This is a genomic window from Bordetella genomosp. 4 (genome assembly GCF_002261185.1).
Classification (GTDB): Bacteria; Pseudomonadota; Gammaproteobacteria; order Burkholderiales; family Burkholderiaceae_B; genus Bordetella_A.
Genome location: NZ_NEVQ01000013.1, coordinates 336,681 through 352,621, shown reverse-complemented (window position 1 = coordinate 352,621; position 15,941 = coordinate 336,681). Strand labels below are relative to the sequence as shown.

The window sequence follows — 15,941 nt, the reverse complement described above, 5'->3', positions numbered from 1 at the left end:
TGTTGTTCCTCACCTGCCGTTTTATTCATTCATTCTCCAAGGAAACATCATGAATACTCGCCGCCAACTATTGACCGCTGTCGTGGCTCTCGGTTTGACCTGGGGCGCAACGTCCGCCCAGGCCCAGGAAACGTTGCGCGTGGTGACCGACGCGACCTTTCCTCCCATGGAGTTCGTCAAAGACGGCAAACGCACCGGCTTCGATATCGAGTTGATCGAAGCGCTCGGTAAGGCGATGGGCAAGAAAATCGAATGGATCGACATCGATTTCAAGGGGCTGATCCCCGCACTACAAGCAGGCAGGGCGGAGATGGCGGTCTCGGCCATCTACATCACCGACGCACGCAAACAAGTGGTGGATTTCACTGACCCGTACTATGCCGGCGGACTGGTTGTCCTGACTCGCAAAGACGGTCCCATCAAGACGCTGAAGGATCTCGATGGGCGCAAAGTCTCGGTGCAGGTCGGCACCAAATCCGTGTCTTATCTGAAAGAGCACTATCCCTCGGTGCAACGCGTAGAGGTTGAGAAGAACCAGGAAATGTTCAATCTGGTGCAGATCGGCCGCGCCGACGCCGCTGTCACGGGCAAGCCGGCCGCCAAACTATTTGCGCAGAGCACGCCTGACTTGACGGTGTTGGCCGATCAGATCACTACCGAAGAGTATGGGATTGCAGTCTCCAAACGTCTGCCTGAGCTCAAGACTGAGTTAAATGAGGCGCTCAAAAAGATCAAGGCTGACGGCACCTATGAGCAGATCGTCAACAAATGGTTTGAGGCGCCGGCGCAATGAACCTGGATTTTTCTCCCGTCTTCGCCGACTTTGATGCGTTGCTGCGCGGCGCTATCGTCACCGTCGAAATTACCGCGTGCGCATTGCTGTTAGGCTGCGCGATTGGATTGCTGGTCGGTATCGGCCGGCTCAATCCGCAGCGGCGCATCGTCTATGGGATCTGCAGCGCGTATCTGCTGGCTTTCCGTGGCACGCCGCTGCTGGTCCAGTTGTTCATCTGGTTCTTTGGCCTGCCTCAGTTTGATATCTTGCTGCCGGCATTTGTCTGCGGTGTTCTCGGGCTAGGGACATATTCTGGCGCCTATGTCTCCGAGATCGTGCGTGGCGCGATCCAATCGGTCGAGCGCGGCCAAACGGAAGCGGCGCGTTCGCTCGGGATGTCCGGCGGACAAGCCATGCGCATCATCATCTTGCCGCAAGCCATTGTGCGCATGATTCCGCCGCTGGGTAATGAATTCATTGCGCTCATCAAAAACTCGGCGCTGGTCTCGCTGTTGACGATTCACGACTTGATGCACGAGGGCCAGAAAATCATCAGCGTGTCGTACCGCTCGCTGGAGACGTACCTGGTGATCGCCTTGATCTACTTTGTGCTGACCACGGCAACGACAATGATTTTGCGCAAGATCGAACATCGCTTGCGTGCAGGAGGGATGGTCCAATGAGCCAACAAGAAATGATCCGTATCCGTGGTCTGCGTAAATCCTTTGGCGCGGTAGACGTGTTGCGCGGCATTGATTTCGACGTGCAGCGCTCGCAGGTCGTCGTCGTGATCGGGCCCAGCGGTTCGGGCAAGAGCACATTGCTGCGTTGCTGCAATGGCCTGGAAGTCGCACAAGGCGGCACCATCGACATCTGCGGGCAGTCGTTGCTGGACCATGGAAAACCGATGAGCGAGCCGGACTTGAATCGACTGCGTATGCGTGTCGGGATGGTGTTTCAGTCGTTCAATCTGTTCCCGCATTTGTCGGTACTGGATAACGTCACTGTCGGGCCGCGTACGTTGCGCGGTGTCAGCCGAGCCGACGCCGAGGCGCAGGCCGAGCAGCTGCTCTCGAAAGTCGGCCTGCGCGAGAAAATGCGCGCCATGCCTGGCAGTCTGTCCGGGGGCCAGAAACAGCGCGTGGCGATAGCCCGTGCCTTGGCCATGGAGCCTGAGGTCATGCTGTTCGACGAGCCCACTTCCGCGCTGGACCCCGAGCTGGTGGGCGAGGTCCTGCAAGTCATGAAAGTACTGGCCAAAGAAGGGATGACGATGATGGTCGTCACCCATGAAATGGGTTTCGCCCGGGATGTGGCCGACGTGGTGGCCGTGATGGATGGAGGCAATATCGTCGAATCCGGCCCGCCAGAGGTGATCTTCACTCAACCCCGCGAGGCCCGAACCCGCGCTTTTCTGCAAGCCGTGCTGAGCAGCTCGCAGCGGGAGGCCGCATGACTGCTGCGTTGGACCCCGCTATTTGGCGGGCGCGTGATGACAGCCATGAACGCGGTGATACGCGCAGGCTGGCGCATGTTGCGACAGCGATCGAGACTGGCATCCAGGAGGATGATCCTGTGTTGATCGGCTTCGCTTGTGACGCAGGCGTAGCCAGAAACCAGGGCCGCCTGGGCGCCGCTCAAGCACCGCAGAGCATACGGCGCATGCTGGCGGGCCTGCCAGCGCACGACTACAAGCGTTTGGTTGATGCCGGTGATGTGGTGTGCGACGGTGATCAACTCGAGGCTGCTCAGGACCAATTGGCGGCTCGCATTGCCCAGGTTCTATCTGCGGGAGCCCGGCCGCTGGTATTGGGAGGAGGGCATGAGGTTGCTTGGGGCAGTTTCCAGGGTCTTAGGCGCTGGCTGGATAGCATAGGCGATACGCAACCCGTGCTGGTTCTGAACCTGGATGCGCATTTCGACCTGCGTACGGGGCGGCCGGGCAGCTCGGGCACGCCGTTCGATCAGATTGCCGAGTATTGCGAGGCACATGGTCATGCATGGCAATACGCCTGTTATGGGGTGTCCAGATTAGGAAACACGGCCGCACTCTATTCCAGGGCGGCGGAGATCGGCGCGCTATGGATCGAAGACCATGCCATGCAGGAACGGCACATCGCACAACGTCTGGCTGACCTGGATGCGCTGCTCGCTCGTGCGGGGCATGTTTATCTGACCATCGATATCGACGTGCTACCCGCAGCCGTCGCGCCAGGCGTGTCCGCCCCTGCAGCGTACGGCGTACCGCTCACCGTCATCGAAGAAATCGCGTTGAAGGTAAAACAAAGTGGCAAATTGCGACTGGCTGATTTGGCAGAATGCAATCCAGATTACGATATCGACCATCGCACCTCAAAGGTAGCGGCCAGGCTCGCCTGGCAGTTGTTGGCTCCGAGCAAGACCCAAGCAGAACCGAAATTCAGATAATTTTTATGTGTCCCTAATTTATTTTGTTTAAATTAATTGGGGACGCTACAAAATCTGTGGCTACAATAATGCCGATCCTAGCCTGGAGATCCTCTCATGTCGGACAAACCCACTCATGCTTTGCCGTCGTACCTGGATGCCGAGCACCTCGGTCCCTGGGGCATCTATCTGCAACAAGTCGATCGGGTCACCCCGTATCTTGGTCCACTGGCACGTTGGGTGGAAACGCTGAAACGCCCCAAGCGGGCGTTGATTGTCGATGTGCCCATTGAGCTGGATAACGGCAGCATCGCGCATTTCGAGGGTTATCGGGTCCAGCACAATACGTCGCGCGGTCCAGGCAAGGGGGGCGTACGTTTTCACCAAGACGTGACGCTGTCCGAGGTCATGGCGCTGGCCGCGTGGATGTCGGTCAAGAACGCTGCGGTCAATTTGCCGTATGGCGGCGCAAAGGGCGGGATCCGCGTAGATCCCCGCTTGCTGTCTCAATCCGAGCTCGAGCGCATGACGCGGCGTTATACCTCGGAGATCGGCGTCATCATCGGGCCGTCGAAGGATATCCCCGCACCGGATGTGAACACCAACGCGCAAACCATGGCGTGGATGATGGACACGTATTCCATGAACGAGGGGGCGACGGCAACCGGTGTGGTGACCGGCAAGCCGATCGCGCTGGGCGGGAGCCTGGGCCGGGTCGAGGCAACGGGTCGCGGCGTGTTCGTAACGGCATGCGAGGCAGCGCGCGATCGCAATATCGATGTGAGCACCGCTCGGGTGATCGTGCAGGGCTTTGGTAATGTGGGCGGCACGGCAGCGCGCTTGTTCCATGAGACCGGCGCCAAAGTGATCGCTGTTCAGGATCACACCGGCACGGTATACAACCCAGCCGGCCTGGACGTGCACAAGCTGCTGTCCCACGTGTCGCAAAAAGGCGGCGTCGGCGGTTTCAGTGCCGGCGAAGCGCTGGACAACGCGCAGTTCTGGGAATTGGAAACGGAATTCCTGATCCCCGCCGCTCTCGAAGGCCAGATCAACGAGGCCAATGCCGGCAAGGTGCGGGCCAAGATCGTGGTCGAGGGCGCAAACGGCCCCACGACGCCGATCGCCGATGACATCCTGCGTGAAAACGGCGTATACGTGGTGCCCGATGTGCTGGCCAACGCCGGCGGCGTGACCGTCAGTTATTTTGAGTGGGTGCAGGATTTCTCGAGCTTCTTCTGGAGCGAGGAAGAAATCAATAATCGTCTCGAGCGCCTGATGCGCGAGGCCTATGCTGCCGTGTCTCAAATGGCCAAGGAGCACAACGTCACGCTGCGTACGGCCGCGTTTATCGTGGCTTGCACCCGCATTCTGCAAGCCCGCCAGGTGCGAGGTCTGTATCCGTGATGCGTTTGGCGATCCCTCGAGTCTAGACCTGAGAGACGAAAAAACGCCCCGCACGATTGCTAATCGTGCGGGGCGTTTTTTATTGTTGGGCCGCTGTCGCGCCTCACGCCGGGGATAAATGTCAGCCGCAAATCCCGCATCCAAATTCAGGCAGTGGGCATGAACTCCGGTCGCAAGATGCCATGCAGTTCAGTATAGGGAATCAGCAACTCCGGTTCACCATGAGAATACGGGGCGATCGAATACGCATCGTATTTCACGACCAGGCCCTCGCGCGTCAACGCGAAGTTATTGCTTTCCTGGAACGGCCACATGCGGTCGTAGGCAGCGCGATCGCGTTGCGCATCCTCATTACGCGTGAGCCAGGCCTGATGGGCACGCTGCAACGCCTCGACGAGCGCGGGATGCTGATTCGGCAGCAGGGCTTCGTCCAGCGCCAGGACGCGCTCGCGGTCTCGTTGCCAGTTCAGATACTGCGTCGCAGGAATCCCATGCGCTGCACCAGTCAGGTATTGGCCGGTGTGCAACTCAATGGCAATGATCTGAGGACTGACGTCCTTGACGCTCGCCTTGAAAATGGTGCTGTCGCGGGACTGTGCGGTCTGCCAGAAATACTGCGTGTATTCCGATAGCGTTTGATACGGTCGCGGCCGGCTGGGATCGACGCCCGTCATATAGGCCAGGACATGGTCCACCAGCGCCGTCAGTTTCGGGATCCCGGGGAATCCCACGCTGTCGATCTCAATGGTGGGGCATTGTCCTTTGCAGCCAGGCTTGGTGCCTTGCCACTGGATTTTCTCGACCTCCAGGCCGGCGACTTTGTCTTCGGTCTTGGCAGGTTGAGGGACGTTGGAGGGCAGGGTGATATTGGACGGCGTCGAGCTCGCGCAGCCCGCCAGCAACACCAGCATGGACAAGATGCCGGCAGGAGCAAGGCGGCGAGTTCGAGGAAAAGCGGATAGATTCAATCTCATGGCATTCAAGGGACTTGAGCAGTCCATTCCTGGCTGGAAAATTTATCGCGCGCTTGGGCCTGGGCTTTTTCCAGCGTGGTCTGTGACAGGGATATCGGCGTCAGTGACGCCAGTCCCCGAAAGGTTTGCAGCATGCGCTCGATGATGACGTCACGCTCCAGGCCCGTCTGACTGCGTAGCGGATCGACGCGTTTTTTCGCGCTCGTCGTGCCTTTGTCAGAGAGCTTTTCGCGGCCGATGCGCAGCACCTGCACCATCTTTTCCGCATCGATATCGTATGACATTGTCACGTGATGCAAGACCGCTCCCGCGCGCCGGGCCTGCGCGGCGCCGCCGATTTTGCCGCTTTCCGAGGCAATGTCATTCAGCGGTTGATACCAGGCCTTGATGCCCAGATCGTGCAGCGCCTGGATCACCCAGGCGTCGAGAAACTCATACGATTGCTGAAAGCTCATGCCCTGTACGAGGGCCTGGGGGACGCTGAGCGAGTAGGTAATGGTATTGCCGGGCTCCACAAACATGGCGCCGCCGCCGCTGACGCGGCGCACGACTTTGACGCCATGACGTTGCGCACCCTCGGGGTCGACTTCGTTTTTCAACGACTGAAAGCGCCCGATGATGACGGCGGGTTGGGACCATTCCCAGATTCGCAGTGTCGGGGGGCGCAGGCCCGCGCCGACCTCGTCGGTAATGACCGCGTCCAGCGCCATGTGCAATTCAGGGGATTGCGGCCCATCGTGCAGCAATTCCCATTGGTAGTCGCCCCACTGTGTACGTTCGCTCACGCTAGCGCCCTCCGTACCGTGACTGCGATGGCCTCGGGAGAAAATCCGAACAGCTCGGCCTGCGCGGGCAGGGATTGTTGAACAGCGGCTGCGATGCGCGCGTCGTCTGCATTGGCGGGCAGGCCCGTGAGCGCAGCGTTGATCACATCCAGCGCCTCGGGCGGCTCCAGGAAAAAATCGCCGCTCAATCGCACATCGCTGAGCGCGCCGTCTTTGACTTCCAGATCGACGACGACGAGTTTGCCGCCGGGTACTTTGTATTCACCATGCATGGCGATATCGGACTCCGAATTAAATGGCGAGTTCCAGCTTCATGCCTTCGTGCGTCGCGACGAAGCCTAGCGACTCATAGAATCGGCGGGCGTCGGCGCGCGCCTTGTCGGTGGTCAATTGAACCATACCGCAGCCGTGCGCACGGCATTGCTCGATAGCCCATTCAAACAAGGCCCGTCCCGTACCCGCGCCGCGTTCGTCTGATGCGACGCGCACGCTCTCGATCTGGCCGCGCCACAGCCCGCGGCGCGAGAGGCCCGGAATAAAGCTCAATTGCAGGCAGCCTACCACCGCGCCGCCGCGCTCGGCCACTGCCAGGTACTGATTCGGATCGCGGTCGATAGCCTCGAAGGCCCGCACATAGCACGGGGCGGCGGGGAAGGACGCATCCTCGCGCTGGCTGCCCAGCACGTCGTCAGCGAGCAATGCGATGATAGCGTCGAGGTCGGCCCGGCCGGCGCGACGAAACTGTAATGGAGCGGGCTGAGACATGAACGGTTCCTACGGTCGCTGCGAACGGTTTTCCAGATGAGATGTGATGATAGCCATCAAATCGGGTTATCCCAAACTCGCTTGCCGCCAGGGGTGGACATATTGCTCCTGGCTGGGCAGTGGGACCTGAGACTCAGGCTTCCGACTGCCTCTTTTGCTTTCCGGCCCACCGTGCCAGCATGTCGTGAGGACCCACCAGCCGAAATCTCCAATTCAGGCTGACCGCCGCCGCAGCCAGGAAAATCAGGCTGATCCCGGCGATTTGCGACCAGGCCAGTTGCTGACCATAGACGAGGTAGTCCAGCAAGATCGCGACGGCGGGGTAAATGAAAGCCAGGGCCGCGGTCGAGGTCGTGGGCAGTTTTTGAATGGCCGAATACAACAGGATATAGGTCAGGCTGGTATGCAGCAGGCCGATCGCGGCCAGATAGCCCCATTGCACTGGAGCGGAGGGCAGGGCATGCAGGTCCACCATCGGCAGCAACAGCACGGCGCCCAGGCTGACCTGCACGAGCGCCAGCACGTGCGGGGCGATATGCTTGAGCCGCTTGACGATGATGGAAGTAACCGCATAAAGGGCGCCCGCGCCCAACGCCAACGTCAAACCGTGGATATAGCCACCGGCCTGCGCCAGCTCTGCGGGTTCGATCCGCAATACCAGTATCAAACCGCCAAACGCCAGTACCGACCAGCCCAGCTTGGCGAGCGTTGGGCGTTCACCCAGAAACACCGCACCTAGCGCGATCAAAAAAAACGGCTGAAAGTTGTAGACCGCCGTGGACAGGGAAATCGACGCCCAGCGATAGGCAGAGAACAACAACACCCAGTTCAACACAATGGCCACGCCCGCCGCCATGGCCCATGCCAGCGTTGTGCGCGTAAAAATGCCAGGCCGCAGCAGGCCACGCGCCAGGCAGTAGGCCAGCAGTCCCAACGCGCCAAACACGCAGCGAAAGAAGACCACGTTCCAGGCACTCTGACCCGACTCCAGGACAAATATTCCGACCGTGCCCGAGATGGTCATGGCCATGGCCATTTGGGCTACACCCGCATTTTGATTGGCGATTTTCATCGATTGCTCCCTGTTCCATAGGTGCTTGCGGCGCACCGTTGATGAGAAAAATTATCCCAGGGAGTTAAAGCGGATAATATGCACAAAAATCAGAAAATTTCTGCGCCTGCCTTCTTTTCAGGGTTTTTTATGAGTAATGACCTAAAAATCGAAAATGACGTTCTGGACGGCATCGACCGTCGTCTAGTGCAGCTGTTGACGGCGAATGCGCGCACCACGACCGCCGATCTGGCGCGCCAGGTTGGCATGTCCTCGCCCAGCGTCGCTGATCGCCTGCGGCGTCTTGAGGAATCAGGTGTGGTGCGTGGTTATACGCTGGATGTCGATCCCGTGGCGCTGGGCTATACCCTGACCGCGGTCGCGCGTATCCGCCCCTTGCCTGGTCAGCTGCGTCGCGTTGAAAAGCTCATCGCCGAAATCGGCGAAGTGATCGAGTGCGACAAGGTCACAGGGGACGATTGTTTTATCGCGCGCCTGGTATTGAAATCCATCGAGCAACTCGACGGCGTGCTGGACAGGATCACTGAGTTCGCAGAAACGAATACCGCGATAGTAAAAAGCAGCACGGTGCGCCGCCGCCTGCCGCCGCTGCAATCGAGGTCCTGACATCGCGCCACACATGGTGCAGCCGTACTCAATCAGGCCTCAGCGTCAATCAAGCCTCAGCACTGCAGGCCTGCAAGATATCTTCCTTCAGCGAAGCAGGCTTGTCGGTGGGCGCATAGCGTTTGATCACCTGACCGTCTCGGCCCACGAGGAATTTAGTGAAATTCCATTTGATGCCCTCGGTGCCCAGCACACCGGGCTTTTCGCCTTTCAGCCAGCGATATATCGGATGAGCATTGGGCCCATTGACCTCGATCTTGGCGAACATCGGAAAGGTCACGCCGTATTCCGTCGAACAAAAATTCCGAATGGCAGCTTCGTCGCCGGGTTCTTGATGGCCAAACTGATCGCATGGAAAGCCCAGCACGGTCAGCCCCGCTGCGTGGTAATCGCGGTACAGCGTTTCCAGCCCCGCATACTGCGGTGTGAAACCGCATTTCGAGGCGACATTCACCACTAACAGTACCTGGCCGCGAAATGCCTCCAGCGCTTGTTCATTGCCCTGAATGTCTGTCGCGGAAAAATCGTAGATTGTGCTCATGGCGGCCTCTCGTCGTTCGGTCTGCAACGAGTCCCGTGAGACCGTGTGACAGGGCCTCGTGATGGGTCTCTCGGCTCAGTGTAGCGCGCTGTGGGCGGGAGTCATACGGACAGCAATTTCACGTTGACATGCAGCATTGCATGCCGAAATACCCTGACACCGCTGATTTGTCCTTGCCGCGCCCGCGGTTTCGGCATGTTTTTCGACCAAGCGCGCCTATGATGGAGGGTATAGCATTCACACCGAACTCGAACGGAGCCCACATGGACGATTTAGTAAAACGACTCGAAGCCATGCTGGCCAAAGGCCAAAACAATGCCATGTTGCGTTTGTCGTTGGGCAAGGCCTATACCGAACAGGAACAGTTCGATGTCGCAGCACCGCATCTGCGCGCTGCCTTGGAGCTGGATCCGCAATATTCCGTCGCGTGGAAATGGCTGGGCAAGGCATTGCAAGGCCAGGGCGATCTGGCAGGCGCACGACAGGCATGGGAAAGCGGCATCGCCGCCGCGCAAACGCGCGGCGATCAGCAGATCATCAAGGAATTACAGGTGTTTATCAAACGTCTGGATCGCGCCAGCCAAATGTAAAAGCGACAAGGAGATGTGTCCCGACCCCGGCCAGAACCCGCACGGCTATTGACGCCTGTAGGGGCACGGTTCTGTAATCGAAGACATGGACGAGAGTGATAGAGGTCAACGCTGAGATGGGCAAACCGATAGATTTACGATCCCCTTATGCCAATGGACCGGATCGCCACAGCAAAACGGCACGCGATGCCTTGCAATCGCTATGGCGCGGTCTGAATATGCCCGACGAGGCCATGGACGTCATCGAACTGACGGGCGCGGAGCCGGTATTTCCCTCGTCGTTTGCGGTAGGCACTGCGGCGCAGGCCAGTATGGCTGCTGCGGCACTGGCTGCAGCGGAAATCTGGCATCTGCGAGGCGGCACGCGGCAACGCGTTTCGGTCAACATGCTGCATGCGGCCCAGGAATGCCGCAGCTATTTCACGCTCGACGGGGTCGAGCTGGATGTGCACGACAAAATCACTGGCGTATATCGCTGTGGCGATGGGGGCTGGGTGCGTATCCACGCCAATTTCGCTCACCACCGGGATGGCGCGTTGGCATTGCTGGGATGCCCGACGGGCCCTGAGACCAGCCGCGAAATGGTAGAGCGGGCGCTTTCCACACGCAGCGCGTTGGACTTCGAGCAGCAGGCGGCTGAGGCAGGGCTGGTGGTGACGGCCATGCGCACCTTTGATGAATGGGACCGCCACCCGCAGGGCCTGGCAATCGCTGGTCAGCCGGTGTTGACGGTGACGCGCATGGGCGAGGCCGATCCGCGCCCCTTGCCCAAGTATTCTCAGGAGGCGCGCCCGCTGAAGGACATACGCGTGCTGGACTTGACGCGCATCATTGCCGGCCCAGTGTGCGGTCGGGCGCTGGCTGCGTATGGGGCCGATGTCATGCTGGTCAATTCGCCTCATCTGCCCAATATCGAGACGATTGCCGAAACCAGCCGCGGCAAACTGTCGGTGCATGCGGATCTAGAAACCGCCGATGGGCGCATCGCCTTGGCCAATCTGCTGCGCAGTGCTCACATATTCGTGCAGGGATATCGCCCGGGCGCGCTAGAGTCGGTGGGGTTCGGCCCGCAAGACGTGGCGCGCATACGGCCGGGCATCGTGTATGTCTCGCTGTCCGCCTACGGTGACAGCGGGCCCTGGGCGCAGCGCCGAGGATTCGACTCGCTGGTGCAGACCGCAACGGGCTTTAATCACGCCGAGGCACAGGCGGCCGGGAGTGACCGTCCGAAGCCATTGCCTATGCAGATTCTCGACCATGCGTCGGGGTATTTGATGGCCTTTGGGGCGCAAGTGGCTCTCGCGCGTCAGGCCACCGAAGGCGGCAGTTGGCATGTGCGCGTATCATTGGCGCAGACCGCGCGCTGGTTGCGTTCCTTGGGCCGGGTGGCCGATGGATTACTGTGTCCGATGCCACCGATAGAGAGCTACCTCGAGACGACGCCGTCAGGGTTTGGTCAATTGACTGCTGTGCGTCATGCCGCGCAGTTTTCATTGACCCCTGCGCGGTGGACGAGGCCCTCCGTTCCGCCGGGAACGAACCCGACGGTCTGGCCGTTTAATTGACGCATCGTTGTCGCTCTTTGCATAGGAACCCGTATGTCTACGACCATTTATCACAATCCGCGCTGCGGTACGTCGCGCAACGCTTTGCAGATGATCCGTGACGCCGGTATCGAGCCCACGATTATTGAGTATCTCAAATCACCGCCGTCGCGTCAGACGCTGGCCGGGTTGATTCAGCAATCGGGATTGAGCGTGCGCGAGGCCGTACGCGCCAAAGAACCCCTGTATGACGAACTGGGCCTGAGCGCAGCCGACGTGACGGACGACGAGTTGCTGGATGCGATGATTGAAAATCCCATCCTGATCAATCGTCCATTCGTCGTGACCGAACAGGGCGCGCGTCTCTGCCGCCCCGCCGAATTGGTCAAGGAAATCCTGCCCTAAGGCTATTTTTTAGGGGTCTGCAGCGGATGGCTGGCGCGCCAGTCCCGCAGCGCCTGCAGGGTGTTGGCCACATGCCGGTCCGGGCTCATGTCGGTATAGGCATAGCCGACCTTATGGTCCGGCAAAATCACGTACGACACCCGTTTCGCATAATCAGGCCGGCGGTCATGGACGGCATCATAGGCCTTCATGATGGCTTGATTCTCATCGGCCGCGACCGCGAACTTGCCTCGGCATTCGCTGACCGAGAATTTCCTTAACGTATCGATATCGTCGGCCGAGACACCGATCACGCTGGCGCCGAGGGCCTTGTAGTCGTCGATGGCCTCGGCAAAATTGCGTGCCTCGATCGTGCATCCCTGCGTGAAGGCCGCAGGATAAAAGTACAGCACGACCGGGCCTTGCTTGAGCGCCTCTGCCAATTTGAACGTGAAGACTTCGCCGCCCAAGGACGCCGGCGCCGAAAAATCGGGCGCTGCTGCGCCGACCGGCAATTCGGCATGGGCCAGTAATGGGGTGGCCAGGGCCGCAGCCACGGCCAGCGAAGTCAAAGCGCGTTTCAGCATAAGTCGCTCAAGTCTCAAGCCTCGGTTCAGTTCCAGCGGCCGCCGGAGCCGCCCAGGCTGAAGCGCCCGGCACCCATGAAGGCGATCGCCAATGCGCCAAACAGGAACATGCCTTGCAATTCCAGCGCCCAGCCGCCTTGCGCATTCAGACTGCTGAGTTGTCCGGTATGAGCCAGCAGGATCGCCACAATCATGTTGACGAAGACCAGCAGGCCACCCAGGCGGCTATAGAACCCGAGGATGATCAACAGAGGGCCGACGACTTCGCCCAGATAGGCGGCGTAGGCGAAGAAACCCGGCAGCCCGTGCGAGGTCAGCATGCCGGAGATGCCTCCCACGCCACTGGAGAGTTTCATGATGCCGTGCAACAGCACCAGAATGCCGAGGCTGAGGCGTAAAACGAGCTTGCCGGTGTCATCAGATTTGATCATTTGGATTCTCTTTGATTTGTAGGTGTACACCCGTTAATAAATAAATGGCCCGCAAAATCTATTCATTGAAAACGGCTGATGCGCTGATTATTGCAAATCCTTGGTGAATGACAAGGTGGAACCCGATACAGAATGTGCCGCGCCGGCAGAGGGTGCTTGCGCCGCACTGAGCGAGTTCCGGACCTGAACCAGTTCGGCCGCGACGGCCACGGCAATTTCCGCTGGGGTACGGCTGCCGATAGGCAGCCCCACCGGGCCACGCAGGCGGGCGATGTGCTCGTCAGTCAAGTCAAACTGGCTCAGGCGCTCGCGCCGTTTGGCCTGGTTTGGCCGCGACCCCAATGCGCCTACATAAAAGGCGGGCGATTTCAGCGCTTCCAGCAAGGCCATATCGTCCAATTTTGGGTCATGCGTCAGCGCCACGATGGCGGTGCGTGCATCGACGCCAACTTCCAGCACGGCATCGTCAGGCATCGCGGTCAGCAGCGTCGCTTGCGGCACATCCCATCCGCCATAGATTTCCTCGCGCGGGTCGCAGACCAGAACGTGAAAGTCCAGCATCGTGGCGATATGGCACAGCGCGCGTGCCGTCTGATTGGCGCCGATGATCAATAAACGCCATTGCGGCCCATAGACTGCACGTAGAATCCGGCCATCAAAATCCGGGCCGTCGGCGGGATTGGCCGGCGCCAGCGTGCAGGCACCAGTCTGCAAGTCGAGCGTACGCGCAACCAGCCGCTGTTCGGTGATTTCCGTCAACACGGCGTCGAGCCACTCGGGCGTTGGCAGAGGCTCCACGACCAGCCGCAGCGTGCCACCACAGGGCAGCCCGAAGCGCGCTGCCTCATCGCTGGTCACGCCGTAGGTTATGCGGTCGGGCCGATCCGGCAGCGTGCCGGCCTGGGCGCGAGCGATCAAATCGTCTTCGACACAGCCGCCGGAGACTGATCCCACCATGCGGCCATCACCACGCAACGCCATCAGCGCGCCCGCCTGGCGGGGCGCAGACCCCCACGTCTGGGCCACCGTCGCCAAATGTACGGCATGGCCTTCCCGAATCCATTCGCGCGCTTGGCGCAGTACATCCATATCCAGCGAGTTCATTCGAAAGAGCCTTGTATGAGGGTTACTAAAACGTGGATCAGCGAGGAGGGGGCTATGCCAGATCGGCCGGGACATCGACATCGCGCAAAATGCCGCTGTCATCGCAGTCGATTTCGAGCGCGCCGTGACGCGACAGTAATGCCCGTGCGCCTGTATCGCCGTTGAGTTCGGCCAGCTCTGGCAAGAACCGCGCGCCGAATATAACAGGGTGTCCGCGCTGGCCCCGGTGCACGGGTACAACGATGCGATCGTAGCCGGCATGCCGCAGCAGGTTTTTGATCGTGCCGGCATGTAGCCAAGGCATATCGGCCAGCGCCACCACGCAGCCCGGCACGTGGCCGTCCGGGTGTGAACCGCCCAACAACCGCCGGGCTGCCGCCGCCAGCGAGATCCCCATGCCGCGCGGTGCGCTGGACACGGTCAAGATATCGCATCCCGACTCGCTCAATAGCCGGGGCAACTCAGGCGGGTCCGTGGCAACTACGGCCACCGTCTCGGGCAGCACGGACAGCAGGGTCTGGGCACTGGCTTGCCCGACGCAGCGGCCGTCGGGCAGGCGTGCCAATAGCTTATGCGCCGCGTATGCCGAGGCGGCGTGTTCCGTGGGGCTATCCGCCATGGCCCGATACCGCAGACCCTCGCCTGCGGCTAGCAATATGCCGACATAGTGATGCGTTGCCGTTATCGAAGGCACGATTTCCTGGCCCTGTGGTCTATGACGAGGCACAGCTTAGGCCCCGTCGCCCGCCAACGTCAATCCATGGCAGGCACAGAGGGGCGGCCTATCGTGGACTCAGGCTGGTGATCAAGTTCAATACGCTGTGCTGCATGCCTTCGAACATGGCGAAATCCACTTTGCCGACCGAGACAAAGACACCGATATCGCGCTGAGGAGACAGGGCAACATAGCTCATGAATCCCACAAGACCGCCGCTCTTGCCCAGTACGAACGGCCGGTTTTCGCGCGGCAAGGCGACCACCCAGCCCAGCCCCATCCCATCGGCGCTGTCAGCCTCGACACCCACCGCGCTTTTCAGCCCATCGTTGGGCCGATACAAGGCGTGGGCTAGCGTACGGGCCTCGGAGCCGGATTGGGCATTGGACAAATGCCATTTCATCCAGCGCACCATGTCGTTCGCCGTGGAGTGCATGCCGCCACCGGCATCGAGGATGGAGGGAGTCTCCCAGGGTTTGGCGGGCGTACCATCCAGATCGATGCCCTGCAGCATGCGTGATTGCTGTTGCGGCGAGAGTCGGCCCACGGTATCGGCCATGTTCAAGGGGCCGGTGACATACTGCTTGAGCAGGTCCGCATAGGGCGCCTGGCCGGCTTTCGCCAGGGCTTCGCCCAGCAGCCCAAATCCGAAATTCGAGTACATCGCGACAGAGCCTGGGCGATACGCGGGTTTATTGGTCTTGAACCAATTCCAGTAGCCCTGGGCCGAGTACACCGCATAGGGGTTCTCATCGGGCGCAGAGGCGTGGTCGGGCATCTCGCGAGGCAGCCCGGCGGAATGTGTCGCCAGGTCCAGCAAGGTCACGGGGCGTTGATCCACCACCGGAATGCTGATACCCGCCGGCGCGAAATCAGCCAAGGGGGAGGTGAGTGATACTTTCTTGTCAACCACCATGGCGGCCAGGACGTCACCGGCGAGTACTTTCGATAATGATCCTATGCGTACGATCGAATCGCCATCGGGTTCGACGCCGCTGCCAGGGCGGGTTTCGCCAAAGCCCTCTACATAGACATCGTCTCCTTTGACCACCGCAATCACCATGGCAGGCTGATTCGCATTAAGCCAGATCTCGGCGCCGGCAAAGCTGGCAGCCTCGTTCAGGGCGACGTCTGCGCCATGCGCCACGGGAGGCAGGCAGCACAACGCGAGTGTGCAGACTAGCGCGCGCAACCGGCTCTGCGTGGGGGGCGTCACGGCGCTGACCATGCCGGCTAAAGGATGTTGTACTCGCAT

At 60.2% G+C, this 15,941-nt stretch carries 20 protein-coding genes; 9 read left to right on the top strand and 11 right to left on the bottom strand.

What is annotated here, in order from left to right; translation table 11 throughout:
* The first annotated feature begins 49 nt into the window (after nucleotides 1-49).
* From CAL20_RS11925 to CAL20_RS11905, 5 genes are all read left to right on the top strand, one after another.
* Nucleotides 50-793 (top strand): transporter substrate-binding domain-containing protein, encoded by a 744-nt coding sequence (locus CAL20_RS11925; RefSeq protein WP_094821211.1) that lies wholly within the window; start codon nucleotides 50-52, stop codon nucleotides 791-793.
* On the top strand, nucleotides 790-1,458 hold the full coding sequence (locus CAL20_RS11920; RefSeq protein WP_094821210.1) for an amino acid ABC transporter permease: 669 nt from the start codon (nucleotides 790-792) through the stop codon (nucleotides 1,456-1,458). The genes CAL20_RS11925 and CAL20_RS11920 overlap by 4 nt, the downstream gene beginning before the upstream one ends.
* Nucleotides 1,455-2,231: an amino acid ABC transporter ATP-binding protein gene (locus CAL20_RS11915; RefSeq protein WP_094821209.1), complete on the top strand. Its 777-nt coding sequence runs from the start codon at nucleotides 1,455-1,457 to the stop codon at nucleotides 2,229-2,231. Before CAL20_RS11920 ends, CAL20_RS11915 begins: the two co-directional genes overlap by 4 nt.
* Nucleotides 2,228-3,202 (top strand): formimidoylglutamase, encoded by a 975-nt coding sequence (gene hutG / locus CAL20_RS11910; protein WP_094821208.1) that lies wholly within the window; start codon nucleotides 2,228-2,230, stop codon nucleotides 3,200-3,202. Before CAL20_RS11915 ends, hutG begins: the two co-directional genes overlap by 4 nt.
* Nucleotides 3,203-3,298: 96 nt before the next feature.
* Nucleotides 3,299-4,588, top strand: coding sequence for a Glu/Leu/Phe/Val family dehydrogenase (locus tag CAL20_RS11905; RefSeq protein ID WP_094821207.1), 1,290 nt, complete (start codon nucleotides 3,299-3,301; stop codon nucleotides 4,586-4,588).
* 146 nt (nucleotides 4,589-4,734) lie between these two features.
* Here the strand turns inward: CAL20_RS11905 and CAL20_RS11900 are convergent, their stop codons facing one another.
* The 5 genes from CAL20_RS11900 to CAL20_RS11880 all read right to left on the bottom strand — a co-directional run bounded on the left by CAL20_RS11900 (nucleotide 4,735) and on the right by CAL20_RS11880 (nucleotide 8,184).
* The gene (locus CAL20_RS11900) at nucleotides 4,735-5,562 is read right to left on the bottom strand and encodes an RsiV family protein (RefSeq protein ID WP_094837963.1); all 828 of its coding nucleotides are present in this window, start codon (nucleotides 5,560-5,562) and stop codon (nucleotides 4,735-4,737) included.
* Between the two features lie 5 nt (nucleotides 5,563-5,567).
* A complete protein-coding gene (locus tag CAL20_RS11895; RefSeq protein WP_094837962.1) occupies nucleotides 5,568-6,347 on the bottom strand; it encodes a lipoate--protein ligase family protein in 780 nt (259 codons plus the stop codon).
* Nucleotides 6,344-6,619 carry a lipoate protein ligase C-terminal domain-containing protein gene (locus tag CAL20_RS11890; protein ID WP_094837961.1) on the bottom strand — a complete coding sequence of 92 codons (276 nt, stop codon included), beginning with the start codon at nucleotides 6,617-6,619 and terminating at the stop codon, nucleotides 6,344-6,346. Before CAL20_RS11890 ends, CAL20_RS11895 begins: the two co-directional genes overlap by 4 nt.
* Before the next feature lie 19 nt (nucleotides 6,620-6,638).
* Nucleotides 6,639-7,112 carry a GNAT family N-acetyltransferase gene (locus CAL20_RS11885; RefSeq protein WP_094837960.1) on the bottom strand — a complete coding sequence of 158 codons (474 nt, stop codon included), beginning with the start codon at nucleotides 7,110-7,112 and terminating at the stop codon, nucleotides 6,639-6,641.
* Between the two features lie 133 nt (nucleotides 7,113-7,245).
* Entirely contained in the window at nucleotides 7,246-8,184 is a 939-nt protein-coding gene (locus CAL20_RS11880; RefSeq protein ID WP_094837959.1) for a DMT family transporter, read from the bottom strand.
* Between the two features lie 129 nt (nucleotides 8,185-8,313).
* Here CAL20_RS11880 and CAL20_RS11875 point away from each other — a divergent pair, with 129 nt between their 5' ends.
* Complete coding sequence (locus CAL20_RS11875) at nucleotides 8,314-8,790, top strand: Lrp/AsnC family transcriptional regulator (protein ID WP_094838376.1); 477 nt, start codon at nucleotides 8,314-8,316, stop codon at nucleotides 8,788-8,790.
* 49 nt (nucleotides 8,791-8,839) lie between these two features.
* On the opposite strand, the gene CAL20_RS11870 is transcribed toward CAL20_RS11875, so the two are convergent.
* Nucleotides 8,840-9,331 carry a glutathione peroxidase gene (locus CAL20_RS11870; RefSeq protein WP_094821201.1) on the bottom strand — a complete coding sequence of 164 codons (492 nt, stop codon included), beginning with the start codon at nucleotides 9,329-9,331 and terminating at the stop codon, nucleotides 8,840-8,842.
* 263 nt (nucleotides 9,332-9,594) lie between these two features.
* On the opposite strand from CAL20_RS11870, the gene CAL20_RS11865 reads away from it, so the two are divergent.
* The 3 genes from CAL20_RS11865 to arsC all read left to right on the top strand — a co-directional run bounded on the left by CAL20_RS11865 (nucleotide 9,595) and on the right by arsC (nucleotide 11,870).
* Nucleotides 9,595-9,921: a tetratricopeptide repeat protein gene (locus tag CAL20_RS11865; RefSeq protein WP_094837958.1), complete on the top strand. Its 327-nt coding sequence runs from the start codon at nucleotides 9,595-9,597 to the stop codon at nucleotides 9,919-9,921.
* Between the two features lie 116 nt (nucleotides 9,922-10,037).
* The gene (locus CAL20_RS11860) at nucleotides 10,038-11,486 is read left to right on the top strand and encodes a CoA transferase (protein WP_094837957.1); all 1,449 of its coding nucleotides are present in this window, start codon (nucleotides 10,038-10,040) and stop codon (nucleotides 11,484-11,486) included.
* Nucleotides 11,487-11,519: 33 nt separating this feature from the next.
* The gene (arsC, locus tag CAL20_RS11855; protein WP_094837956.1) at nucleotides 11,520-11,870 is read left to right on the top strand and encodes an arsenate reductase (glutaredoxin); all 351 of its coding nucleotides are present in this window, start codon (nucleotides 11,520-11,522) and stop codon (nucleotides 11,868-11,870) included.
* Between the two features lie 2 nt (nucleotides 11,871-11,872).
* On the opposite strand, the gene CAL20_RS11850 is transcribed toward arsC, so the two are convergent.
* The 5 genes from CAL20_RS11850 to ampH form a co-directional block, all read right to left on the bottom strand.
* Nucleotides 11,873-12,436 carry a peroxiredoxin gene (locus CAL20_RS11850; protein ID WP_094837955.1) on the bottom strand — a complete coding sequence of 188 codons (564 nt, stop codon included), beginning with the start codon at nucleotides 12,434-12,436 and terminating at the stop codon, nucleotides 11,873-11,875.
* Between the two features lie 26 nt (nucleotides 12,437-12,462).
* A complete protein-coding gene (locus CAL20_RS11845) occupies nucleotides 12,463-12,867 on the bottom strand; it encodes a DoxX family protein (protein ID WP_094821196.1) in 405 nt (134 codons plus the stop codon).
* An 87-nt stretch (nucleotides 12,868-12,954) separates the two neighbouring features.
* Nucleotides 12,955-13,971 carry an XdhC family protein gene (locus tag CAL20_RS11840; RefSeq protein ID WP_094821195.1) on the bottom strand — a complete coding sequence of 339 codons (1,017 nt, stop codon included), beginning with the start codon at nucleotides 13,969-13,971 and terminating at the stop codon, nucleotides 12,955-12,957.
* Between the two features lie 52 nt (nucleotides 13,972-14,023).
* Complete coding sequence (locus CAL20_RS11835; protein ID WP_254924022.1) at nucleotides 14,024-14,665, bottom strand: nucleotidyltransferase family protein; 642 nt, start codon at nucleotides 14,663-14,665, stop codon at nucleotides 14,024-14,026.
* An 88-nt stretch (nucleotides 14,666-14,753) separates the two neighbouring features.
* Nucleotides 14,754-15,941: a D-alanyl-D-alanine-carboxypeptidase/endopeptidase AmpH gene (ampH, locus tag CAL20_RS11830; RefSeq protein ID WP_094837954.1), complete on the bottom strand. Its 1,188-nt coding sequence runs from the start codon at nucleotides 15,939-15,941 to the stop codon at nucleotides 14,754-14,756.